Raw genomic sequence first — 16115 nt, forward strand, 5'->3', positions numbered from 1 at the left:
TTATTTTATGCTGTAGTTCCCCTTTTTAAAAAAAAATGAGTGCTTGCTTAAGGTTAGTAAATTCTTATCTATCCAAAGAAATGGTCAAAATTGATTTTCCAATGAATAGACTTATAGAAAGCATGACCAATTCGCTGAAAAGAGTGATCTTTATGAAGGCCATTACCTTTAAAGCATTTGCCATCACCCATGAAATTGATCTAAACAAAATTGCCATTCATTGCGGTATTCCGAAAAAATTCACTTGGGAAGAGCCTTTAATCTTGAGGGGAAATATTTTAAAAACCATCCTTGGACAAGAAGTTGAGGAATCGCAAATGGTTCTGGTTTTTTCCTTTGGCAGCGTTGTTTTCATCAATCTAATCGACACCAATGATATGATGGTTTTTTTTCAATTTTTCCATTTCTTTGAACCGGACATTGATCTTAATCAAACCTACAAATATACGGATGATTACAGCCTTCATGTTCGTGGCACCGAAACCCTTGAATTAACAGACGAATATGTAGTGGTACCGAGGTATGAAAGCTTTTACCCCGAGTTAATTTCTACTGTGCTCGCCAAATCAGTTGCACTTGAAAAAACAGAGGAACAGCTTGGAAAAATCCACGATAAGCTAGAAACAATGATTGACCGGCTCGAAAAAGGAAAGCTGCGGATCGGCAATAAAGAGCTTGCTAGAACAACAGCGAAAATTGTCCGGCATGAGTACAATACCCTTGCATATATCATGATTTTGGATAAGCCCGATATTACCTGGACCAGCAGCACAGCGAATGAATTTTATGATAAGATGCTCGAGTTCTTCGAATTAAACGATCGGTATAAAATTCTAAAAAGCAAAACAGACATTTTATATAATATAATGGACGGCTTCTCTACCATCAGCCACTCTATTAGAGGACTATTTGTCGAATGGATCATCGTGATACTTATTGTGATTGAAATTGCTCTGACCATTTTACAAATTATCGGCTGGTTTCCGTAAAAATTCATATAAAAATGCTTATCTTTCAAATCAAGCCGTGTGTCGGCAGGAATTCCCAATTAAATTAGGTTAAACCTACCTTTGATCATTGCCTTTTTCATTTGAATAATCTGATTTACCTTCAAGTATCACCCTGTCAATATCAAGATAGGGTTTGCCAACTACTGCATCATTCGACACAATCTTCACCGTTTTATTCATGTCTTTTTTCATAAAAATTCCCTCCATTTGCCCTGATTTATAAACGCTTCTATTAATTTAAACTTTTTTCAACTGAACTATTCATGGTGCCTTCCCCCACCACTGCAAAGCTTTAAAGCACTGTGGGGCATGCACCAATTTTTATCTATACAATTTTATAAAAATTAATGTAAAATGATTAGAAGTATAAAAGAATGGAAAAAAGATGGTGAGATTATTTTGAAAAAATACAAAACCTTATTATTTGATGTTGATGACACATTATTGGATTTTGGTGCGGCTGAAAAAGAAGCTTTACGCTTACTTCTTGAGGAACAGAATTTTCCCCTTACAAATGAAGTAGTCAGTCGTTATAAAAATATCAATCAAGGACTGTGGACTGCTTTTGAAGAAGGAAAACTTAATCTAGATGGGGTATTGAATTCTCGTTTTTCGATTCTTTTTAAGGAATATGGCCTTGAGGTAGATGGTTCATTATTAGAAAAACAATATCGGAGATTACTTGCAGAAAGTCATCAACTTATTCCGGGGGCTCTTGAATTAATTTCCAACCTGCAAAATCATTTTGATTTATATATAGTCACAAATGGTGTTTCGGAGACTCAATATAAACGCCTCCGCGATTCAGGATTATCACCATTTTTCAAGGATATTTTTGTTTCAGAGGAAACAGGCTTCCAAAAACCAATGCAGGGATTTTTTGATTATGTTTTTGCAAGAATCCCAGATTTCGCATTAGAAGATTGCCTAATTATTGGCGATTCGTTAAGTTCTGATATGAAAGGCGGACAGCTCGCTGGAATTACCACATGCTGGTTCAATTCAAAGTTAAAGCCTAATCACTCTGAGATTATTCCAAGCTATCAAATACAGAAGCTTGATGAGTTGTATGAAATTTTAAATTTAACTGCGGTTCATTCATGATTAAAATCTATTAGGATTACGGGGAGCATTAAAAATGCTCCCCCCTTTTCTTTAATACGGCTAAATTCTCTTTTTCACATCGTCTCTAATCGATTCAACCATCTCTTCTGATATATTTGCCGGTAGGGATGTGCCATTCTCGAACACCCAGCTATTCATGATTTCAAGATCTGCTTTTTTAAATGTGATCCTATACTCTCTTTGATTGGAAGAAAATTCTACGGTTACATATTCCTCACTAGCAAAATCATCATCGATGATCATATCGTTAATTTCATATGAATTCACGAGGTATTCTCCTTCAAACAAATTTTCTTACTCTTAAGGTGTACCTTTCATACTGGATTATTCCATATAAAAATTGGATCATTATTATGTATTTGCTTTTATCCAATCAATCAGCTCTGAAATGGCATCCTCCAAATCAACTGCGGACGTACCATCTTCGGGAATTTCCCCAAGAAACTGATTAAATTCATTCATCCTTTCTAAAAGACCGTTTTTAGATTGTTTTGCGTTTTTCTTCAATTCCTTGAAGTCATCGTCTTCACCAAGCTCATCTACATAAGTCCATACTTCTTGCAGGACGGTTTCCAATTTTTGAACTGATCGATGCAGTTCTTGTAATGTTTCAAGTGTTTTTTCCATTTATCGCTCTTCCTTTCAAACAAGTGTTATTATTATAAGTTTTTATGATTCGAGACGCAAAAATTCTAGTACAAAGGGGGATGATAAAATTTAGCGCATAAAAAATGGATAGGAGACCCTTGATGGAAAAGATTCAAAAAATAAATTTTACCCCTTTTACCAAGTATATTAATAGTAGCTTTGCGAAGCTACCGCGAATAACAGCTGAATCCGTGGCTTTAGGCATTTTCCTGGCCTTTGTCGGAGGGTTTTTAGATGCTTACACCTATGTTAGCAGGGATGGTGTATTTGCGACGTCCCAGACAGGAAACCTTGTTTTGTTAGGCGTAGAGACAGCACAAGGACAATGGGACCAAGGATTTAAACATATTCCTCCTATTTTGGCGTTTGTTCTGGGAGTGGCGGTCGCCGAGGGGTTGAAGCATCCAAAGATTACAAGAACCTTTCCCTTTCCGGCCCGAACGGTTCTTTTATTGGAGAGCATTGTGTTAGTCTTTGTAGGAACATGGCCTGTTGAAGTACCAAATATTGTTGTTACCGTAACTATTGCATTCGTTGCTTCTGTTCAAATTTCATCTTTCCGCACACTCGTAAAATGGCCCTATAATTCGGCAATGGTTACGGGAAATTTGCGAACAGCTGCACAAGCAGCCTATACAGCTCTAGTCCTTCATGACCGCCAAGGAATCATTCAATTTTTTGATTTCACGGTTATCATTCTTTCCTTTTTAGTTGGGGCTTTCACAGGTGCTTTGTCCACTATTCACTATGGCACTAAAGCCATTTGGATTGCTTCTATCGTACTTGTTGGGGCTTTGCTAGTTCTAAATGCGAATCCGAAAACTTTGATTCGCAAGGCCAAATAAAAATGGCAAGATCACTCGAGCTATCTTGCCATTCTGAAATATTTTATTTCCCCTCTACTATTTCTTTAAAGATTTCGTAGGACCTCTTTTGTTTTTCAAAATCATAAATATAGGATACCGCCATAATTTCTTGGACATCATATTTTTCCTGGAAGCTTGTTAATTGTTGACGAATTGTCTCTTTGCTGCCTAATAACGCCACATCGGTTCTTTGGTTAGCCATTTCTTTTTCCATCGGTGTCCACAGCTCGTCCATGTTCTCAACTGGAGGCTGTAATGGATTTCGTGTGTTCCGAACAATATTTAAGAAAAATTGATGCATGGTTGTTGACAGAAAGTGTGCCTCTTCATCCGTTTCCGCAGCAATTACATTTAAACATACCATCATATATGGCTTATCTAAATATTCTGACGGCTGGAAGCGTGCGCGATAAATCGATATGGCTTCTTCCATATAGGTTGGTGCAAAGTGGGAAGCAAACACATACGGTAGTCCAAGACTTGCAGCCAAATAGGCTGAGTCTGTTGAAGAACCAAGAATATAAATTGGAATCTTAGTCCCAATGCCAGGATATGCTCTAACATAGCTTTGCTGTTCTTCAGGTCCAAAATAAGTAAGTAAGGCCTGAACATCATCAGGAAAGGTATAGACAGAATCATTTTTTGAACGTCTGAGGGCATTAGCCGTCATCATGTCCGTACCTGGTGCCCGGCCAAGTCCCAGTTCAACACGATTTGGATAAATCGTTGCCATTGTACCGAATTGTTCGGCTACAACTAAGGGAGAGTGGTTTGGAAGCATAATCCCACCTGATCCGACACGAATGGTACTAGTATGTTCTAATGTATGTTTGATTAATATAGAAGTTGCTGAACTTACCAAGGTAGGTGAATTATGATGTTCAGCAATCCAGTATCTTTGATAACCCATTTTTTCAACCGCTTGTGCGAGATCGACCATTGAATCAATCGCCTGTTTCGAGGTTTGTCCTGCGCGAATTGGTGCTAGATTTAATACGGATAAAGGGATATGAATGTTTGCCATAATCATTTGTCCTTTCAAGGTGAAGATGATATTACTATAGTAACAATCCGAATCGAGAAAACAAACTTAAATGCTTATATAGAATATTATCAACTAAAAAACAGAAAGGACTCCTAGTTTTGCTGTTCCTTCTATTTATAACCTATTAACCGACCCGTCTATCACCGACCACCAAGGATTACCATTGGCATATTCAGAAGTACTATTTAAAAAAAAGCGAGTAATGAGCGTTTGGACTCTGCCATCGTTCAAGAAAAGTGGATGCATGGCTACTTGATTCCACTTTTTCCGCACCGTGAGCGTTAAAACGGACTGCTTGTAAATTTCAGCACTCTCAATCGGAACGACTCCATCCCCATCTCCACTGGAATATAATGTATCAAAATTGAAGAAATTTTTCACCCCGCCATCAGGACTTTGGGGCTCTACAATTACTTTGCTTTTTGTGTCTTCGCCCACTCCTGCAAGAATTAGTAATCTTTTCTGCACCTCATCTGGGAGCTCCGTTAAATCAAGCATAGCTGGATGATTAATATCCCGAAATTTTCTCACCTGACTAATTCGGTCAAGAAACATTGCTCTGTCATCATTACCGATATTGGATTGCCAATCATCAGGATTACCTAAATCAAATGCCGAGCCGCCTTCAAATACAATGGCATCTTTATAGATTGGGCATAATTCATATACCGATGGAAACGTCCGGGCAATTTTTCGAAATTCATCATTTGCATTGAAAAGTGGAAATTCAAATCCGCCCTCTCCAGCAGTAAGGGAAATTAGCGCCCGAACCGAACCCATAAACGGGCATACTGCCAAAACGGCATGCTCAATTGACTCATAATTCCCTTTTAAATTTTTCAAATAACAGCTAAACACCATTCCGCCAAGACTGTGAGCAATATAGTTAAACTTTTTCACAGAAAGTTTTTCTTTCAAATATTCAATATAGGTTTCCAAACGCTTACTATTTTCTTCTGAGGATTTCCGCCAGTCGTACCCAAAAATATAGACAGGACTTGCCGTCTTTTTTTCAATAATGTGTACGGCTTGGCGGTAAGCCAAATCTTCCACATCACTCCGCTCAATCATAGATTTTGGATTCACTTCAAAACGGCTATCCCGCTTTAATGCCAGATCATAGATGGTTTCAAATTTACTTTGAACAGCTGACCAGATGGTATCGAAATTTAGGGTATTGGTATTGACGAGTTTTGTACCTTGTATACCCGGGATTAAGATCGTAGGGATCATAACTAATTCCTATTCCTCCTTAATTTTGAAAGTTACCAATATATTATATATTTTTTATTCTATGCAGGAACGTGGACTTCCTTTGTCAAAATGTCTCTATTACGGTAAGACTTTTGACAAATTATTTTAATAAAAATTAAATAATTTAGTAAACATGTAATGTTTTCAGTATGATACATTAAAATTAGCGTGTAAAATCTGAAAACGATTGATGAGTGATCTTATGTTAAATGTAAAAGAAGTGACAGTACACCTAAAAGAGGAAGGTATTACCGATAGTGAATTAACCGTTATTCAGTGGATTCTTGAGGGAAAAATAACGGCAAGAAGGGCCAAAAATATAAAGATCGATTACTTGGTCAATCCCAGTGATTTAGCATCATTTATTATTGAAAAGAAAATCGAGGAGAAAACGAAGAGGTATGGAGTCGATTTTCAACATTGGGAAAAAACGTTTAAGGAAAACCAAAAATTAAAAGAGGATATTGAGCAATTAAAAAGCTCTGTTCGCATTGAACAAGCTAAGGTTCGTTCTCTAAAAAAAATGTTACAAGCAGAATATGCTCTTACTGCTGCTCCCCCACTTACATTTAACACCATATTTGGATTAGATGAGAGCGCCGATCCTTCCTTGTTAAAAAAGGAATTTAAAAAATTACTCAAATGCCTTCATCCCGATCGTGGCGGCGATGAGCAGCTTTTCAAAATATTTTATGAACACTATAATAAATTAAGGTAAGTTCTAAGGAGGCACTATTTTAATCATAAATTTACAATAAAATAATAACACCTTAACAAAAATGCTCTATTCTATTTTTATAAAAGTCTTCTATATTGGAAGGGGTAATCATGATGGTGATGCTTTTTAGAATTGTCATGATGACGACCGTTTGCACCTTTTTTCCTTAAGGTTACTTAATTACAAATTATGACGATGTTCAGTTAAAGAGTTGGTTGAAATTTGTCATATTCGATGGAATTTCTACATATTGTGTAATGTTAACCGAATAATTTTTTTGAAAGGTGTTGTTCATTTTGAAAAATAAACGTGTCATGTATCAAGGAAAGAATTATATCCTTTACCATCAATATTCCTCCGACTTTTGCGAAATCCAAGATGAAAGTTATAGGTTCAATATTTTACTTGTCCATGTATCCGAACTTACAGAAATAGTATAGCCTTTTAAATTACACGAACCTTAAAAGTTTGTTCATAGTTTGTTCATTTTTCGGGGGTAAACTATATCTATGGAACGGAAACTAGCTTTCCAAACCCCCCTTTTAATATATTTTTTATGGATCCGGCGAATGCCGGATATTTTTTTGAAAAAAAACAAGCCCTAAGCCGGGCTTGTCTTTATCGGACGATTAACGTTTTCTTGATAGTGGAGCCATTTGCTTTCATAATCACAGGATAGCTTCCAGGTTTTGTGCTGGTTCCTACCCGCCATGACCAGGTGATGTAGCCGCCGCTGTTTGCTGTTTTTGCTGTTAACCCTGATGCTTTACTTGGACCAGAGCTGTAAATCACTTGGATGGTACCTTTTGCACCCGGTTTCGTTTTGATTGTTATGGACGCCTGTTGACCATGTTTAACAGTTAATGTTGTACCTGTAACTTTTGTTGAACTGGAAGTGGTTCCTTTGGAACTGCTATTGGTTGTTTTTGTACCGGTGATTCCACAGCCGTTTGTTGAGTATCCATTGCTTCTGGCATAAGAACATGATTTGCTGAGACTGTATCCATTTGACGTTACATATCCTGAAATGCTCCAAATCCCTAATTTTTTAGATTTTGCATAGGATTGGGCACTTTGCAATTCAGAAAGATGGTCGGTATTTGGTTTATAGACATAGGCGACTCTGGCGTATCCTTTTTTCACGACATCTTTGTTGTATAAATCTGTTTTTGTGATGTAGACATAGGCTAATAAGCGATGATATTTATCACGTTCATATCCCTTTTTACCGAGCTGCAGATAGATGTGTTTTCCAACCGGAAGCTTACTTTTTGCGTATTTGGCTGCTGTATAGCCGTATGGTTCTACCGGTTTACGAGGATCGACATCTTCCGGTGTATCAATCAATAACATCCGAACCGTTTCATTTTTCCCATTATATTTTACTTGGATGGTATCCCCATCAATATTCTTTGAAACGGTTGCAGGAACAAGTTTGGGGCTTGTTGTTTTTGCCAAGGTTGTATTAGCGCTGGCGAAGCCAGCGAATATAAGCGAAACTGTCAAAGACAATGAAGCTATTAATTTCCCTTTTTTCAAAATAAATTCTCCCTAAAACTATGAAATCTTTCTATTATATTTCCAAAGTTAATCATAGTGAGAAACATTTCTAATGTAAAGGGATTGTTTATGTCTGCAAAAGAAAAAACAACCAATCTCGGTTGTTTTTCCCTTATATTAGTGGTTTACCAGCATCGGGAGATAGATTAGGATCTCCGCCGCCAATAATAACCGTCTCTGACTTGATATCATTTAGTTCAATATTACTTTTATCTGATTGACGGGTTTGATCGATAACATTGCCTTCTGTTTCGTTTTGGAATTCCTGAGGAGAAAATTTTTCCTTTTTCGCCATAGTAACACCCCTTTTCATACGTAGTTTTTGTTAAACAAAATATTTTATACGTGTGGCTAAAGGGCACAATCTTATCCTTTTGATGAATTTTCCCTTCAAATTCCTTTGGAAGACACTTTTCTAGGACCAAATAATGTGTAGTAAAAATGAAGACCCCTTCGCTAATCTAATTTCTTTAGCGAAGGTGTTTTTATATAATTTAAATAAGAGCATTTACATTATGCCGGCTGCGGACGGCTATGCCCATATATGTTAATATAAATTTGTTCAATTTCTTCACCGGTTAAATCGCCTTGTTTCAGCAGTTCCGCTGCAATCAAATGGACGAAGTCAGCGTGTTCGCGAACTAACTTTTTCACCTCAAGCATCTGGGCTTTCAGCAATTCATTAATCTTTGACCGAAGCGCCTTTAGTCCCTCAGCCTGAGATCCTAAAGCGAGCCAGCTAAACAACTCGTCACCCATGCCCACTGCACCTAGGTAAGCACCGGCTAACAAAGTTGCCTGCTGCAAATCCGAGGTAACACCGTTTAATTTTTTTCCAAGAAACTCTTCTTCAGCTGCCCTAGCCGCGAGACAGACTTGGATTTCTGCAAGAATTTCATCATCACTTCGATTATAGCGTTCATGTGTTGGTTTAGTTGCAGCGAGGCCCAGTGCCCCGCCTCGGCGGATGATTGTCACCTTCCACACACGTTCGTGTGCCTTCAAAAGATATTGTGCAACCGCATGACCAGCCTCATGGTATGCAACATTTCGTTTTTCGTCCTCGCTCATGGATCGGAGCGGCTGTTTTAGTCCCCACTCATATGTCTCCATCGCTGCCCGGAAATCCTCATAGCTTGCTAACTGGGCACCACGCTGGTGTGCGATGACAACAGACTCATTCACGATATGTTTTATTTGGGCGGGACTGTAACCAATGGTGTCAAGTGCTGCCTTTTCGGCAGTAATGGTTGGATCTTTTTTTACTTTTTGAAGATAGTAATCGAAGACGTCGACACGGCCATCAAAATCTGGGGAATCAACCCAAAGCTTGCGGTCGAAACGGCCGGGGCGAAGGAGCGCTTGATCAAGTACGTCGGGTAGATTGGTGGCTCCAATGGTTAATACTGCGGGACGATCTGCTTTCTTGCGGCGAAGACCGAGTGAACGAAGGAGCTTCGCTATTTTTGAGTTGTCAATATTTGGTGGATCCATTTGCAAAAGCAGCTCATTGAGAAGACCGGAACCGCCCATACCCATGAGTCCTCCCATCATACCTCCTCCGGCCCCACCAGTCTGACGGCTCATACCGATTGCGTCAATTTCGTCAATAAAAATGATGCAAGCCCCATACACCTTTGAAAGCTTCCTAGCTTTTCGATATAATCCCATCACTTTTAGATTGCCAACACCAAAGAACATATTTTGAAAGCTTGGCGCTGATGCATAGGCAAAAGGAACCTGTGCTTCGTTGGCAATGACTTGAGCCAAGTACGACTTGCCTGTTCCGGGTGGTCCACATAACAGCAACCCTCGGATTGCCTCACCGCCCATTTCCTTGAACTCTTTAACACCTTTAAGCAAGGTAACAATTCTCTTTGCATTTTCTACAATTTCCGGGTTTCCTCGATAATCGTCCCAAGTTGAACCTGTCTCTCCTGGCAGAATCCAATACGTACGCCCTCGGGCCAAGAACCAAAAGAGCGCAACAAATTGGATGATCATAAATAGCATTGCAAACAGCAACTGCAGCAATAAACTAAGAATACTAATTGCAATATTCCAGGCTGTTGGCCCTCCACTCCAAATCAACACCGTGATCAGGACGAGGGCTGCGGCCCAGAGGATAATTTTACGCCACTTAATCCACCGATAATTCCTCATGGTCTCATATCCTTTACAGAAGATTTAGAATATTCTATGAGCAATTTACTTATAAGTTGCCTAGAGTCGAGAAAAATCGGGTAGTGCCAGGCACCACCCGATTTTTCTTGTTTCACAGAATTTGTTTCACAACTACTTGGTGAATTTTCCTTTGATGTCCATTAAATATTTGAGGATTACTCCGAGTCCGCCAATGAAATAGAAGGTCACGAGGATCCAGCCGCTTGGGTCAATCGGGAACAATGAGATAAGGATATTTAATGGCAGTACGAGGTAGATAATATCTTTTAAATAATTTAATACAATGGAAGGAGTGAAGGAACCTTTCCAGAAGGATTGGAAAAATCCGATAAGAAAATCAATGATCATGAGTCCAAAGACGCCCCACAAAGTATAAAGCAGCCAATCTGAAAGTGTAAACGACATGTTTTATCACCACCTTTACTCCAAAATATGCGGTCGGCATAGGACAGGTGATGAGATAATCGGTTAAATAATTAAAATTTTCAGACTAATAATTAGAAAAAAACTGCACCTTTTAAAATATCTTTCATCCTTTTTTCATAATTTGTTCATCTTTAGAAAGTAAAATGAAAACATAAAATGAACAAGCTTCTTATTCATTTTTCTCCCTTTTAATATATTTTTTGTGGATCCGGCCCGAGTGGTCGGATATTTTTTTGAGCAATGCTCCAAGGAACCTTCGTATAAACTAGGAAAGCTCCAAACCCACTATAGGATTGGAGCTTTCTTACGCACTATCTCATTACAAGATTGTTCTTCCTCTTTTCAACCAAATCATTCGTAACTATATAGTGGTATTCTTTTTCAAGTTCACATAAATTCCATTCATATAGATGTTTATTATTTTTCTTGTAAATTCCAAACTTAAGTAGTTCGTCAATCAGGAATTGCCGTTTTTCCTGTCCTGCTTTTCGAAGTAATATTTTCATTTGTTAAACCTCCTAATTATTAACTGGTTTTTTCGGTGGTTTACTTTATAGAATTCGAAATGATTTAGCTGTAACTATTGTTTTATGGACCATAATTAGTAAAGAGGTAGAAAAAATCCTGTCAAAAAGCGTTTGTAGGAATAAATCATAATGAAATAATATTTGATGAAAGAAAATCAACTCCTTTCCCATTGGCCATTATAAGGGCTTATTGGAAAGGGAATTGTCGATACCTGCCAGATGGACACACACTTAATGAAATTGTTAAATTCTTATAATATAAGTAAGAAAAATAAATTTTCAGTAACATTAGGATTTATCTTAGCTCGGTCCCCTATTCTATATTCCCCATTACCGCTTGTTCAAACCTAATTGGATTATTTTTAATGTGTGTTGGAAAGTATGTGTGAAGAAGAAAGTAGTTTTAACCAGTTTGTTATACTGTAGAAAGAACGGGCCATTATAGGAGGATGTAATGAAGAAAAGAATACTTTTATCTTCAGTTATCTTGCTTGCACTTTTTTTAACTTTATTGGGTACATACAAATTAATGAATTCACGGACTTACCAGTTATTTGGTGGTATTACGGACCATGTTAAAACCAATAAAAAGGTGGTAGCTCTTACCTTTGATGATGGTCCTACAAGGAACGTGGACAATATATTGACCCTTCTCGATCAGTACCATGCTAAAGCAACCTTTTTCCTCATTGGCAATGAATTACATCAGCATCCAGATGAGGGACGCAAAATTGCAGCAGCCGGACATCAAATCGGCAATCACACCTATTCACATAAAAGGATGATTTTTAAAAGCCCTAATTATATTAAGAGAGAAATTGTACAAACGGATAAGTTGATTCGCAAAGTTGGATATAAGGGAGAAATCGATGTTCGTCCGCCAAATGGAAAAAAACTTGTCGGACTCCCCTTTTATTTGAACAAGCATCATAGGGATACCATCACATGGAACCTAGAACCGGACACCTATTATACCTCTATTAAGGATAAGGTAAACTATGTAAAACAGAATATCAAACCAGGTTCCATCATACTCCTCCATCCCATGTACGACCAGACTGGAAACGAACAAAAAACCATTGAGGGGATCCTAAAAGAATTAACAGAAAAAGGATATAAATTTGTAACAGTAAATGAACTACAAAACCGATTTTAAATTCGACAAAAATCGGGCGGTGCCAGGCACCACCCGATTTTTCTTGTTTCACAGAATGTTCCATACGAATCTATACTCCTCGTTTATTCCCCCACAGCAAGGTGTGTAATTGGGGTAGAACTTTTACGTTGTTAAAGTCTGAATCTTGCATGACTTTATCAACGAGGAGCTCATATTTTTTTAGTAGATGCATTAGTAGTGCTTGATTGTCAGAGGTGTTGATATCATCATTACCTACCGACAAGAAGAATGGTACATAGGGGTAGCGTTGGTGAATATTTTTGGCATATTCATAATCACGATTATCGAAAATCACAACTTTGAGACTTACATTATGGGAGGATTCCTTCAAATTCTCAATGATCTGGTCTAGTACTGAAAAGTCTGTTACCATTTTCGAACTTGGTGGTTTTGGAGAAATCGTTAGTTCATCAATCTCCAAGAACCAATCCTGCCACTTGCTGCCTTGCGTTTCGAGGCCTATTTTAATCTCATTTTCTTTAAAAATCTTAATCAATGAATCCAAGTTTTTAAGTAGCGCCGGGTTTCCCCCTGAGATCGTAACAAATGAAAAACGATCACCGCCAATTTCCTTTAGCTCCTGCCAAACTTCCTCTGCTTCTATCATCCGAATATCACTTTTTCCAGAACCGTCCCAGGTAAAGGCAGAGTCACACCAGCTGCAGGAATAATCGCATCCGGCCGTTCTGACAAACATCGTTTTTTGGCCAATTACGGCTCCCTCGCCTTGAATCGTTGGTCCGAAAATTTCCATTATGGGTAGTTTAGTCAAGTTCCATCCACTCCCGTCTTGCTTCCGCATAGCTTGTCGGCGTTTCAAAAAGACGCACAAACTCGACTCTTGCACCTTGATACCTTTGCTGTCTTTCTTCCTTTAAAAGTGCCTCAGCCATTTTTTCATAAATCCAGACAACCATGTTTTCCGCGGTAGTATTCATCGGTGGAAGCGTTTCATTTAAATAGCGGTGGTCTAGAAAAATTTCGATCTCATTTTTCCAAATCTCTTTAATATCACCAAAATCAATCATGAGACCACGTTTATCGACAAATCCGCTCAATCCAAAAATCACCTTATACGTATGACCATGAAGATTTTTGCATTTCCCTTCATAGTTATGGAGATGATGCGCCGCATCAAAGGTAAATTCCTTGCTGACGAGGACTCTTTTAGAATGATATTTTAATTGATTTGGCTGGATATCTTCGTTGATTTTTTGGAGTTTATCCACGATTCGAAAACCATACATGTGATTATAACTCCTTTCGTGTGCTTAAATATTGATCTAGTCCGTTTTTTCGTAACTTACATGCCGGGCATTCACCGCAGCCATCTGCGATAATACCGTTATAACAAGTTAAAGTTTTTTCTCTGACAAACTCTAAAGCACCAAGTTCATCTGCCAGCTGCCATGTTTCCGCTTTATCGATCCACATTAAGGGAGTATGAATCACAAATTGTTGATCCATAGACAGGTTTAAGGTAACATTCAATGATTTAATAAACACATCACGGCAATCCGGGTAACCGCTGAAATCTGTCTCACATACACCGGTTACAATATGTTTTGCTCCTACTTGACTCGCTAGCACACCGGCAAAGGACATAAATAAAAGGTTCCGACCTGGAACAAATGTATTCGGCAGTCCCCCATCTTCGCCCTCTTTCACTTCAATATCATCCCTCGTTAATGCGTTGGGAGCCAGCTGGTTTAATAATGACATATCTAAAATATGATGTTTCACACCAAGTTCATTCGCAATATTTTGGGCACATTCAATTTCCAACTTGTGCCGTTGATTATAATTAAACGTTACGGCAATTACTTCTTCAAAACGCTCTAATGCCCAGAATAAACATGTCGTACTATCCTGGCCGCCGCTAAAAACAACAACTGCTTTATCTTTTTTCACGTTAAACTCTCTCCTTTAAATAAAAAAACAGACCCACTAAAGAAAGCAGACCCGTTTTCCTTAGTTTTTTTAAAGAGGGGTGCTAGAACCTCTACCGCAGATATACGGATTTGTATATATTATTAGTCACCAAATTATATTACTATTTTTTACGTTGGCTGTCACTACCCGAAATTTTGAATTCGACAAAAACCGGGCGGTGACAGGCACCACCCAATTTTTCTTGTTCCACAAAATGGTCCACAGGCAATCTAAATATGATGATATGGAAAGCGGACGACGACGGTTGTTCCTTTGTCGATGGAGCTTATAAATTGAATGGTTCCGTTGTATTTTTCGACGATGTTGTAGCAGATCATTAGTCCTAGACCTGTGCCCTTGCTTTTTAGTGAATAAAAGGGGGTGCCGAGTGATTTGATAACTTCTTCTGACATTCCGTTTCCATCATCGGTGATTTGGATTTCGACTTCATTTTTTACTTTTTCGGTCTTTACATGGACAGTATCTCCCACTTTTGAAGCTTCAATTGCATTTTTAATGAGGTTTATCACCAGTTGTTTAAACTCAATGACATTTACTGCAATCAAACAATCTTCTACCACCTTTAACTCAATATGATTATCGTGCAGGAGACCATATGATTTGAGTAAATCTGTCACGCTTTGAAGAACCACGGCAACATCCACTGTTTCCATCCTTTTATCCTTATCCGGTTTAGCTATCGTTAAAAACTGAGAAATGACGTGTTCTGCCGTATTAATTTCATCAATCATAAGAGAAAAATTCTTTTTAAAACCCTCACTTAGAGATGCATCCTTTTCAAATAATTGCAAAAACCCTTTCACGACCGTAAGTGGATTCCTTATTTCATGCGCAACCGCAGCAGCTAACTGTCCCGTTGTCTTCAAGCGCTCTGTCTGCTGGATTTGTTCATAATACATTTGCTGTTTTTTAATCCGAGCAGAAGCTAAATAAAAAATAAAAAATAACATTACTTGACTGGCAATAAAATTCATCAGATTTCCAAGTAAATCCATTTTAATATAAGTATAAAATGATGTTTGCTTATTTAATGAAAAAAAGCCAAAAAGCAGGAAAATAAGTATACTGTTTAAGACTAACGAAAAATAAAAAAGCTTTGAATCAAAAAACAATATGGAGATTGCCGGAATGAAACATAAAAAGATAAATGTTGACCACGTTTCACTATATAAAAAGAACAGCGTGTAAAAATATGCCGCACATATCAAAATAATGACGATTCGAAAAAGATGTGTTTCATGTTTTGGATATAAAAGTAAACATATGGATAATACTGCAACAAGGCATATATGTAGGATCATCCCCGCCCCAAAGTGATGGTACTGTGGGTTCGCAACGAATAATCCCATGATCATAAGGAAAATGATGATGGAGGTAAATAGATAGTAAAATTTTTGAGTAATTAAATTGTAAAACTGCTTCATGCATACACACCTTTTTTAGTGTAAAAAATTTTCAAAAGCTGTTATTATTCTAACAAAATTCCAGTATTTATAAAACTTCTATTTTTCTTCAAAGCCGACCTAGGCCTTTCTCATGAATATTCCCGAGCTAGAGCTTTTTTAAATATGAAACAAAGCTCCTATGATATCATGGTACTATCTTGTCTGATTTTTAAAATA

At 37.9% G+C, this 16115-nt stretch carries 19 protein-coding genes and 1 riboswitch; of the genes, 5 read left to right on the forward strand and 14 right to left on the reverse strand.

Features of this window, described 5'->3' with window-relative positions:
* Positions 1-152 precede the first annotated feature (152 nt).
* A complete protein-coding gene (locus E2K98_RS06155) occupies positions 153-989 on the forward strand; it encodes an RMD1 family protein (RefSeq protein ID WP_133333383.1) in 837 nt (278 codons plus the stop codon).
* 75 nt (positions 990-1064) lie between these two features.
* On the opposite strand, the gene E2K98_RS30810 is transcribed toward E2K98_RS06155, so the two are convergent.
* The gene (locus tag E2K98_RS30810) at positions 1065-1202 is read right to left on the reverse strand and encodes a hypothetical protein (RefSeq protein ID WP_165976190.1); all 138 of its coding nucleotides are present in this window, start codon (positions 1200-1202) and stop codon (positions 1065-1067) included.
* A 207-nt stretch (positions 1203-1409) separates the two neighbouring features.
* Here E2K98_RS30810 and E2K98_RS06160 point away from each other — a divergent pair, with 207 nt between their 5' ends.
* A complete protein-coding gene (locus E2K98_RS06160; protein ID WP_133333384.1) occupies positions 1410-2114 on the forward strand; it encodes a YjjG family noncanonical pyrimidine nucleotidase in 705 nt (234 codons plus the stop codon).
* A gap of 60 nt (positions 2115-2174) precedes the next feature.
* Here E2K98_RS06160 and E2K98_RS06165 read toward each other — a convergent pair whose 3' ends face one another.
* Positions 2175-2402: a hypothetical protein gene (locus E2K98_RS06165; RefSeq protein ID WP_133333385.1), complete on the reverse strand. Its 228-nt coding sequence runs from the start codon at positions 2400-2402 to the stop codon at positions 2175-2177.
* An 84-nt stretch (positions 2403-2486) separates the two neighbouring features.
* Positions 2487-2762 (reverse strand): hypothetical protein, encoded by a 276-nt coding sequence (locus tag E2K98_RS06170; RefSeq protein ID WP_133333386.1) that lies wholly within the window; start codon positions 2760-2762, stop codon positions 2487-2489.
* A gap of 122 nt (positions 2763-2884) precedes the next feature.
* On the opposite strand from E2K98_RS06170, the gene E2K98_RS06175 reads away from it, so the two are divergent.
* Positions 2885-3628, forward strand: a complete 744-nt coding sequence (locus E2K98_RS06175) for a YoaK family protein (RefSeq protein ID WP_133333387.1) — start codon at positions 2885-2887, stop codon at positions 3626-3628.
* 43 nt (positions 3629-3671) lie between these two features.
* Here E2K98_RS06175 and E2K98_RS06180 read toward each other — a convergent pair whose 3' ends face one another.
* Both E2K98_RS06180 and E2K98_RS06185 read right to left on the reverse strand, forming a co-directional pair.
* Positions 3672-4673, reverse strand: coding sequence for an LLM class flavin-dependent oxidoreductase (locus tag E2K98_RS06180; RefSeq protein ID WP_133333388.1), 1002 nt, complete (start codon positions 4671-4673; stop codon positions 3672-3674).
* Between the two features lie 135 nt (positions 4674-4808).
* Positions 4809-5927, reverse strand: coding sequence for a lipase/acyltransferase domain-containing protein (locus tag E2K98_RS06185; protein ID WP_133333389.1), 1119 nt, complete (start codon positions 5925-5927; stop codon positions 4809-4811).
* 223 nt (positions 5928-6150) lie between these two features.
* Between E2K98_RS06185 and E2K98_RS06190 the strand changes: the two genes are divergently transcribed.
* Positions 6151-6666, forward strand: coding sequence for a J domain-containing protein (locus tag E2K98_RS06190; protein WP_133333390.1), 516 nt, complete (start codon positions 6151-6153; stop codon positions 6664-6666).
* Positions 6667-7284: 618 nt separating this feature from the next.
* On the opposite strand, the gene E2K98_RS06195 is transcribed toward E2K98_RS06190, so the two are convergent.
* The 5 genes from E2K98_RS06195 to E2K98_RS06215 all read right to left on the reverse strand — a co-directional run bounded on the left by E2K98_RS06195 (position 7285) and on the right by E2K98_RS06215 (position 11342).
* Positions 7285-8205, reverse strand: a complete 921-nt coding sequence (locus E2K98_RS06195; protein ID WP_133333391.1) for a thermonuclease family protein — start codon at positions 8203-8205, stop codon at positions 7285-7287.
* A gap of 133 nt (positions 8206-8338) precedes the next feature.
* The gene (locus E2K98_RS06200; protein WP_133333392.1) at positions 8339-8521 is read right to left on the reverse strand and encodes a hypothetical protein; all 183 of its coding nucleotides are present in this window, start codon (positions 8519-8521) and stop codon (positions 8339-8341) included.
* A gap of 218 nt (positions 8522-8739) precedes the next feature.
* Positions 8740-10389, reverse strand: coding sequence for an AAA family ATPase (locus E2K98_RS06205; protein WP_133333393.1), 1650 nt, complete (start codon positions 10387-10389; stop codon positions 8740-8742).
* A gap of 132 nt (positions 10390-10521) precedes the next feature.
* Positions 10522-10815: a hypothetical protein gene (locus E2K98_RS06210; protein WP_133333394.1), complete on the reverse strand. Its 294-nt coding sequence runs from the start codon at positions 10813-10815 to the stop codon at positions 10522-10524.
* Positions 10816-11147: 332 nt separating this feature from the next.
* On the reverse strand, positions 11148-11342 hold the full coding sequence (locus tag E2K98_RS06215; protein WP_133333395.1) for a Fur-regulated basic protein FbpA: 195 nt from the start codon (positions 11340-11342) through the stop codon (positions 11148-11150).
* A 475-nt stretch (positions 11343-11817) separates the two neighbouring features.
* On the opposite strand from E2K98_RS06215, the gene E2K98_RS06220 reads away from it, so the two are divergent.
* Complete coding sequence (locus tag E2K98_RS06220) at positions 11818-12519, forward strand: polysaccharide deacetylase family protein (RefSeq protein WP_133333396.1); 702 nt, start codon at positions 11818-11820, stop codon at positions 12517-12519.
* A 70-nt stretch (positions 12520-12589) separates the two neighbouring features.
* Here E2K98_RS06220 and queE read toward each other — a convergent pair whose 3' ends face one another.
* The 4 genes from queE to E2K98_RS06240 all read right to left on the reverse strand — a co-directional run bounded on the left by queE (position 12590) and on the right by E2K98_RS06240 (position 15917).
* Positions 12590-13294, reverse strand: a complete 705-nt coding sequence (gene queE, locus E2K98_RS06225; RefSeq protein WP_407921208.1) for a 7-carboxy-7-deazaguanine synthase QueE — start codon at positions 13292-13294, stop codon at positions 12590-12592.
* A gap of 10 nt (positions 13295-13304) precedes the next feature.
* A complete protein-coding gene (gene queD, locus E2K98_RS06230) occupies positions 13305-13787 on the reverse strand; it encodes a 6-carboxytetrahydropterin synthase QueD (protein WP_133333398.1) in 483 nt (160 codons plus the stop codon).
* Between the two features lie 4 nt (positions 13788-13791).
* Entirely contained in the window at positions 13792-14451 is a 660-nt protein-coding gene (queC, locus tag E2K98_RS06235; RefSeq protein WP_133333399.1) for a 7-cyano-7-deazaguanine synthase QueC, read from the reverse strand.
* A 54-nt stretch (positions 14452-14505) separates the two neighbouring features.
* Positions 14506-14549, reverse strand: a riboswitch (PreQ1 riboswitch).
* 153 nt (positions 14550-14702) lie between these two features.
* Positions 14703-15917, reverse strand: coding sequence for a sensor histidine kinase (locus E2K98_RS06240; protein WP_133333400.1), 1215 nt, complete (start codon positions 15915-15917; stop codon positions 14703-14705).
* Positions 15918-16115: the final 198 nt, after the last annotated feature.

Source organism: Bacillus salipaludis (genome assembly GCF_004358205.1).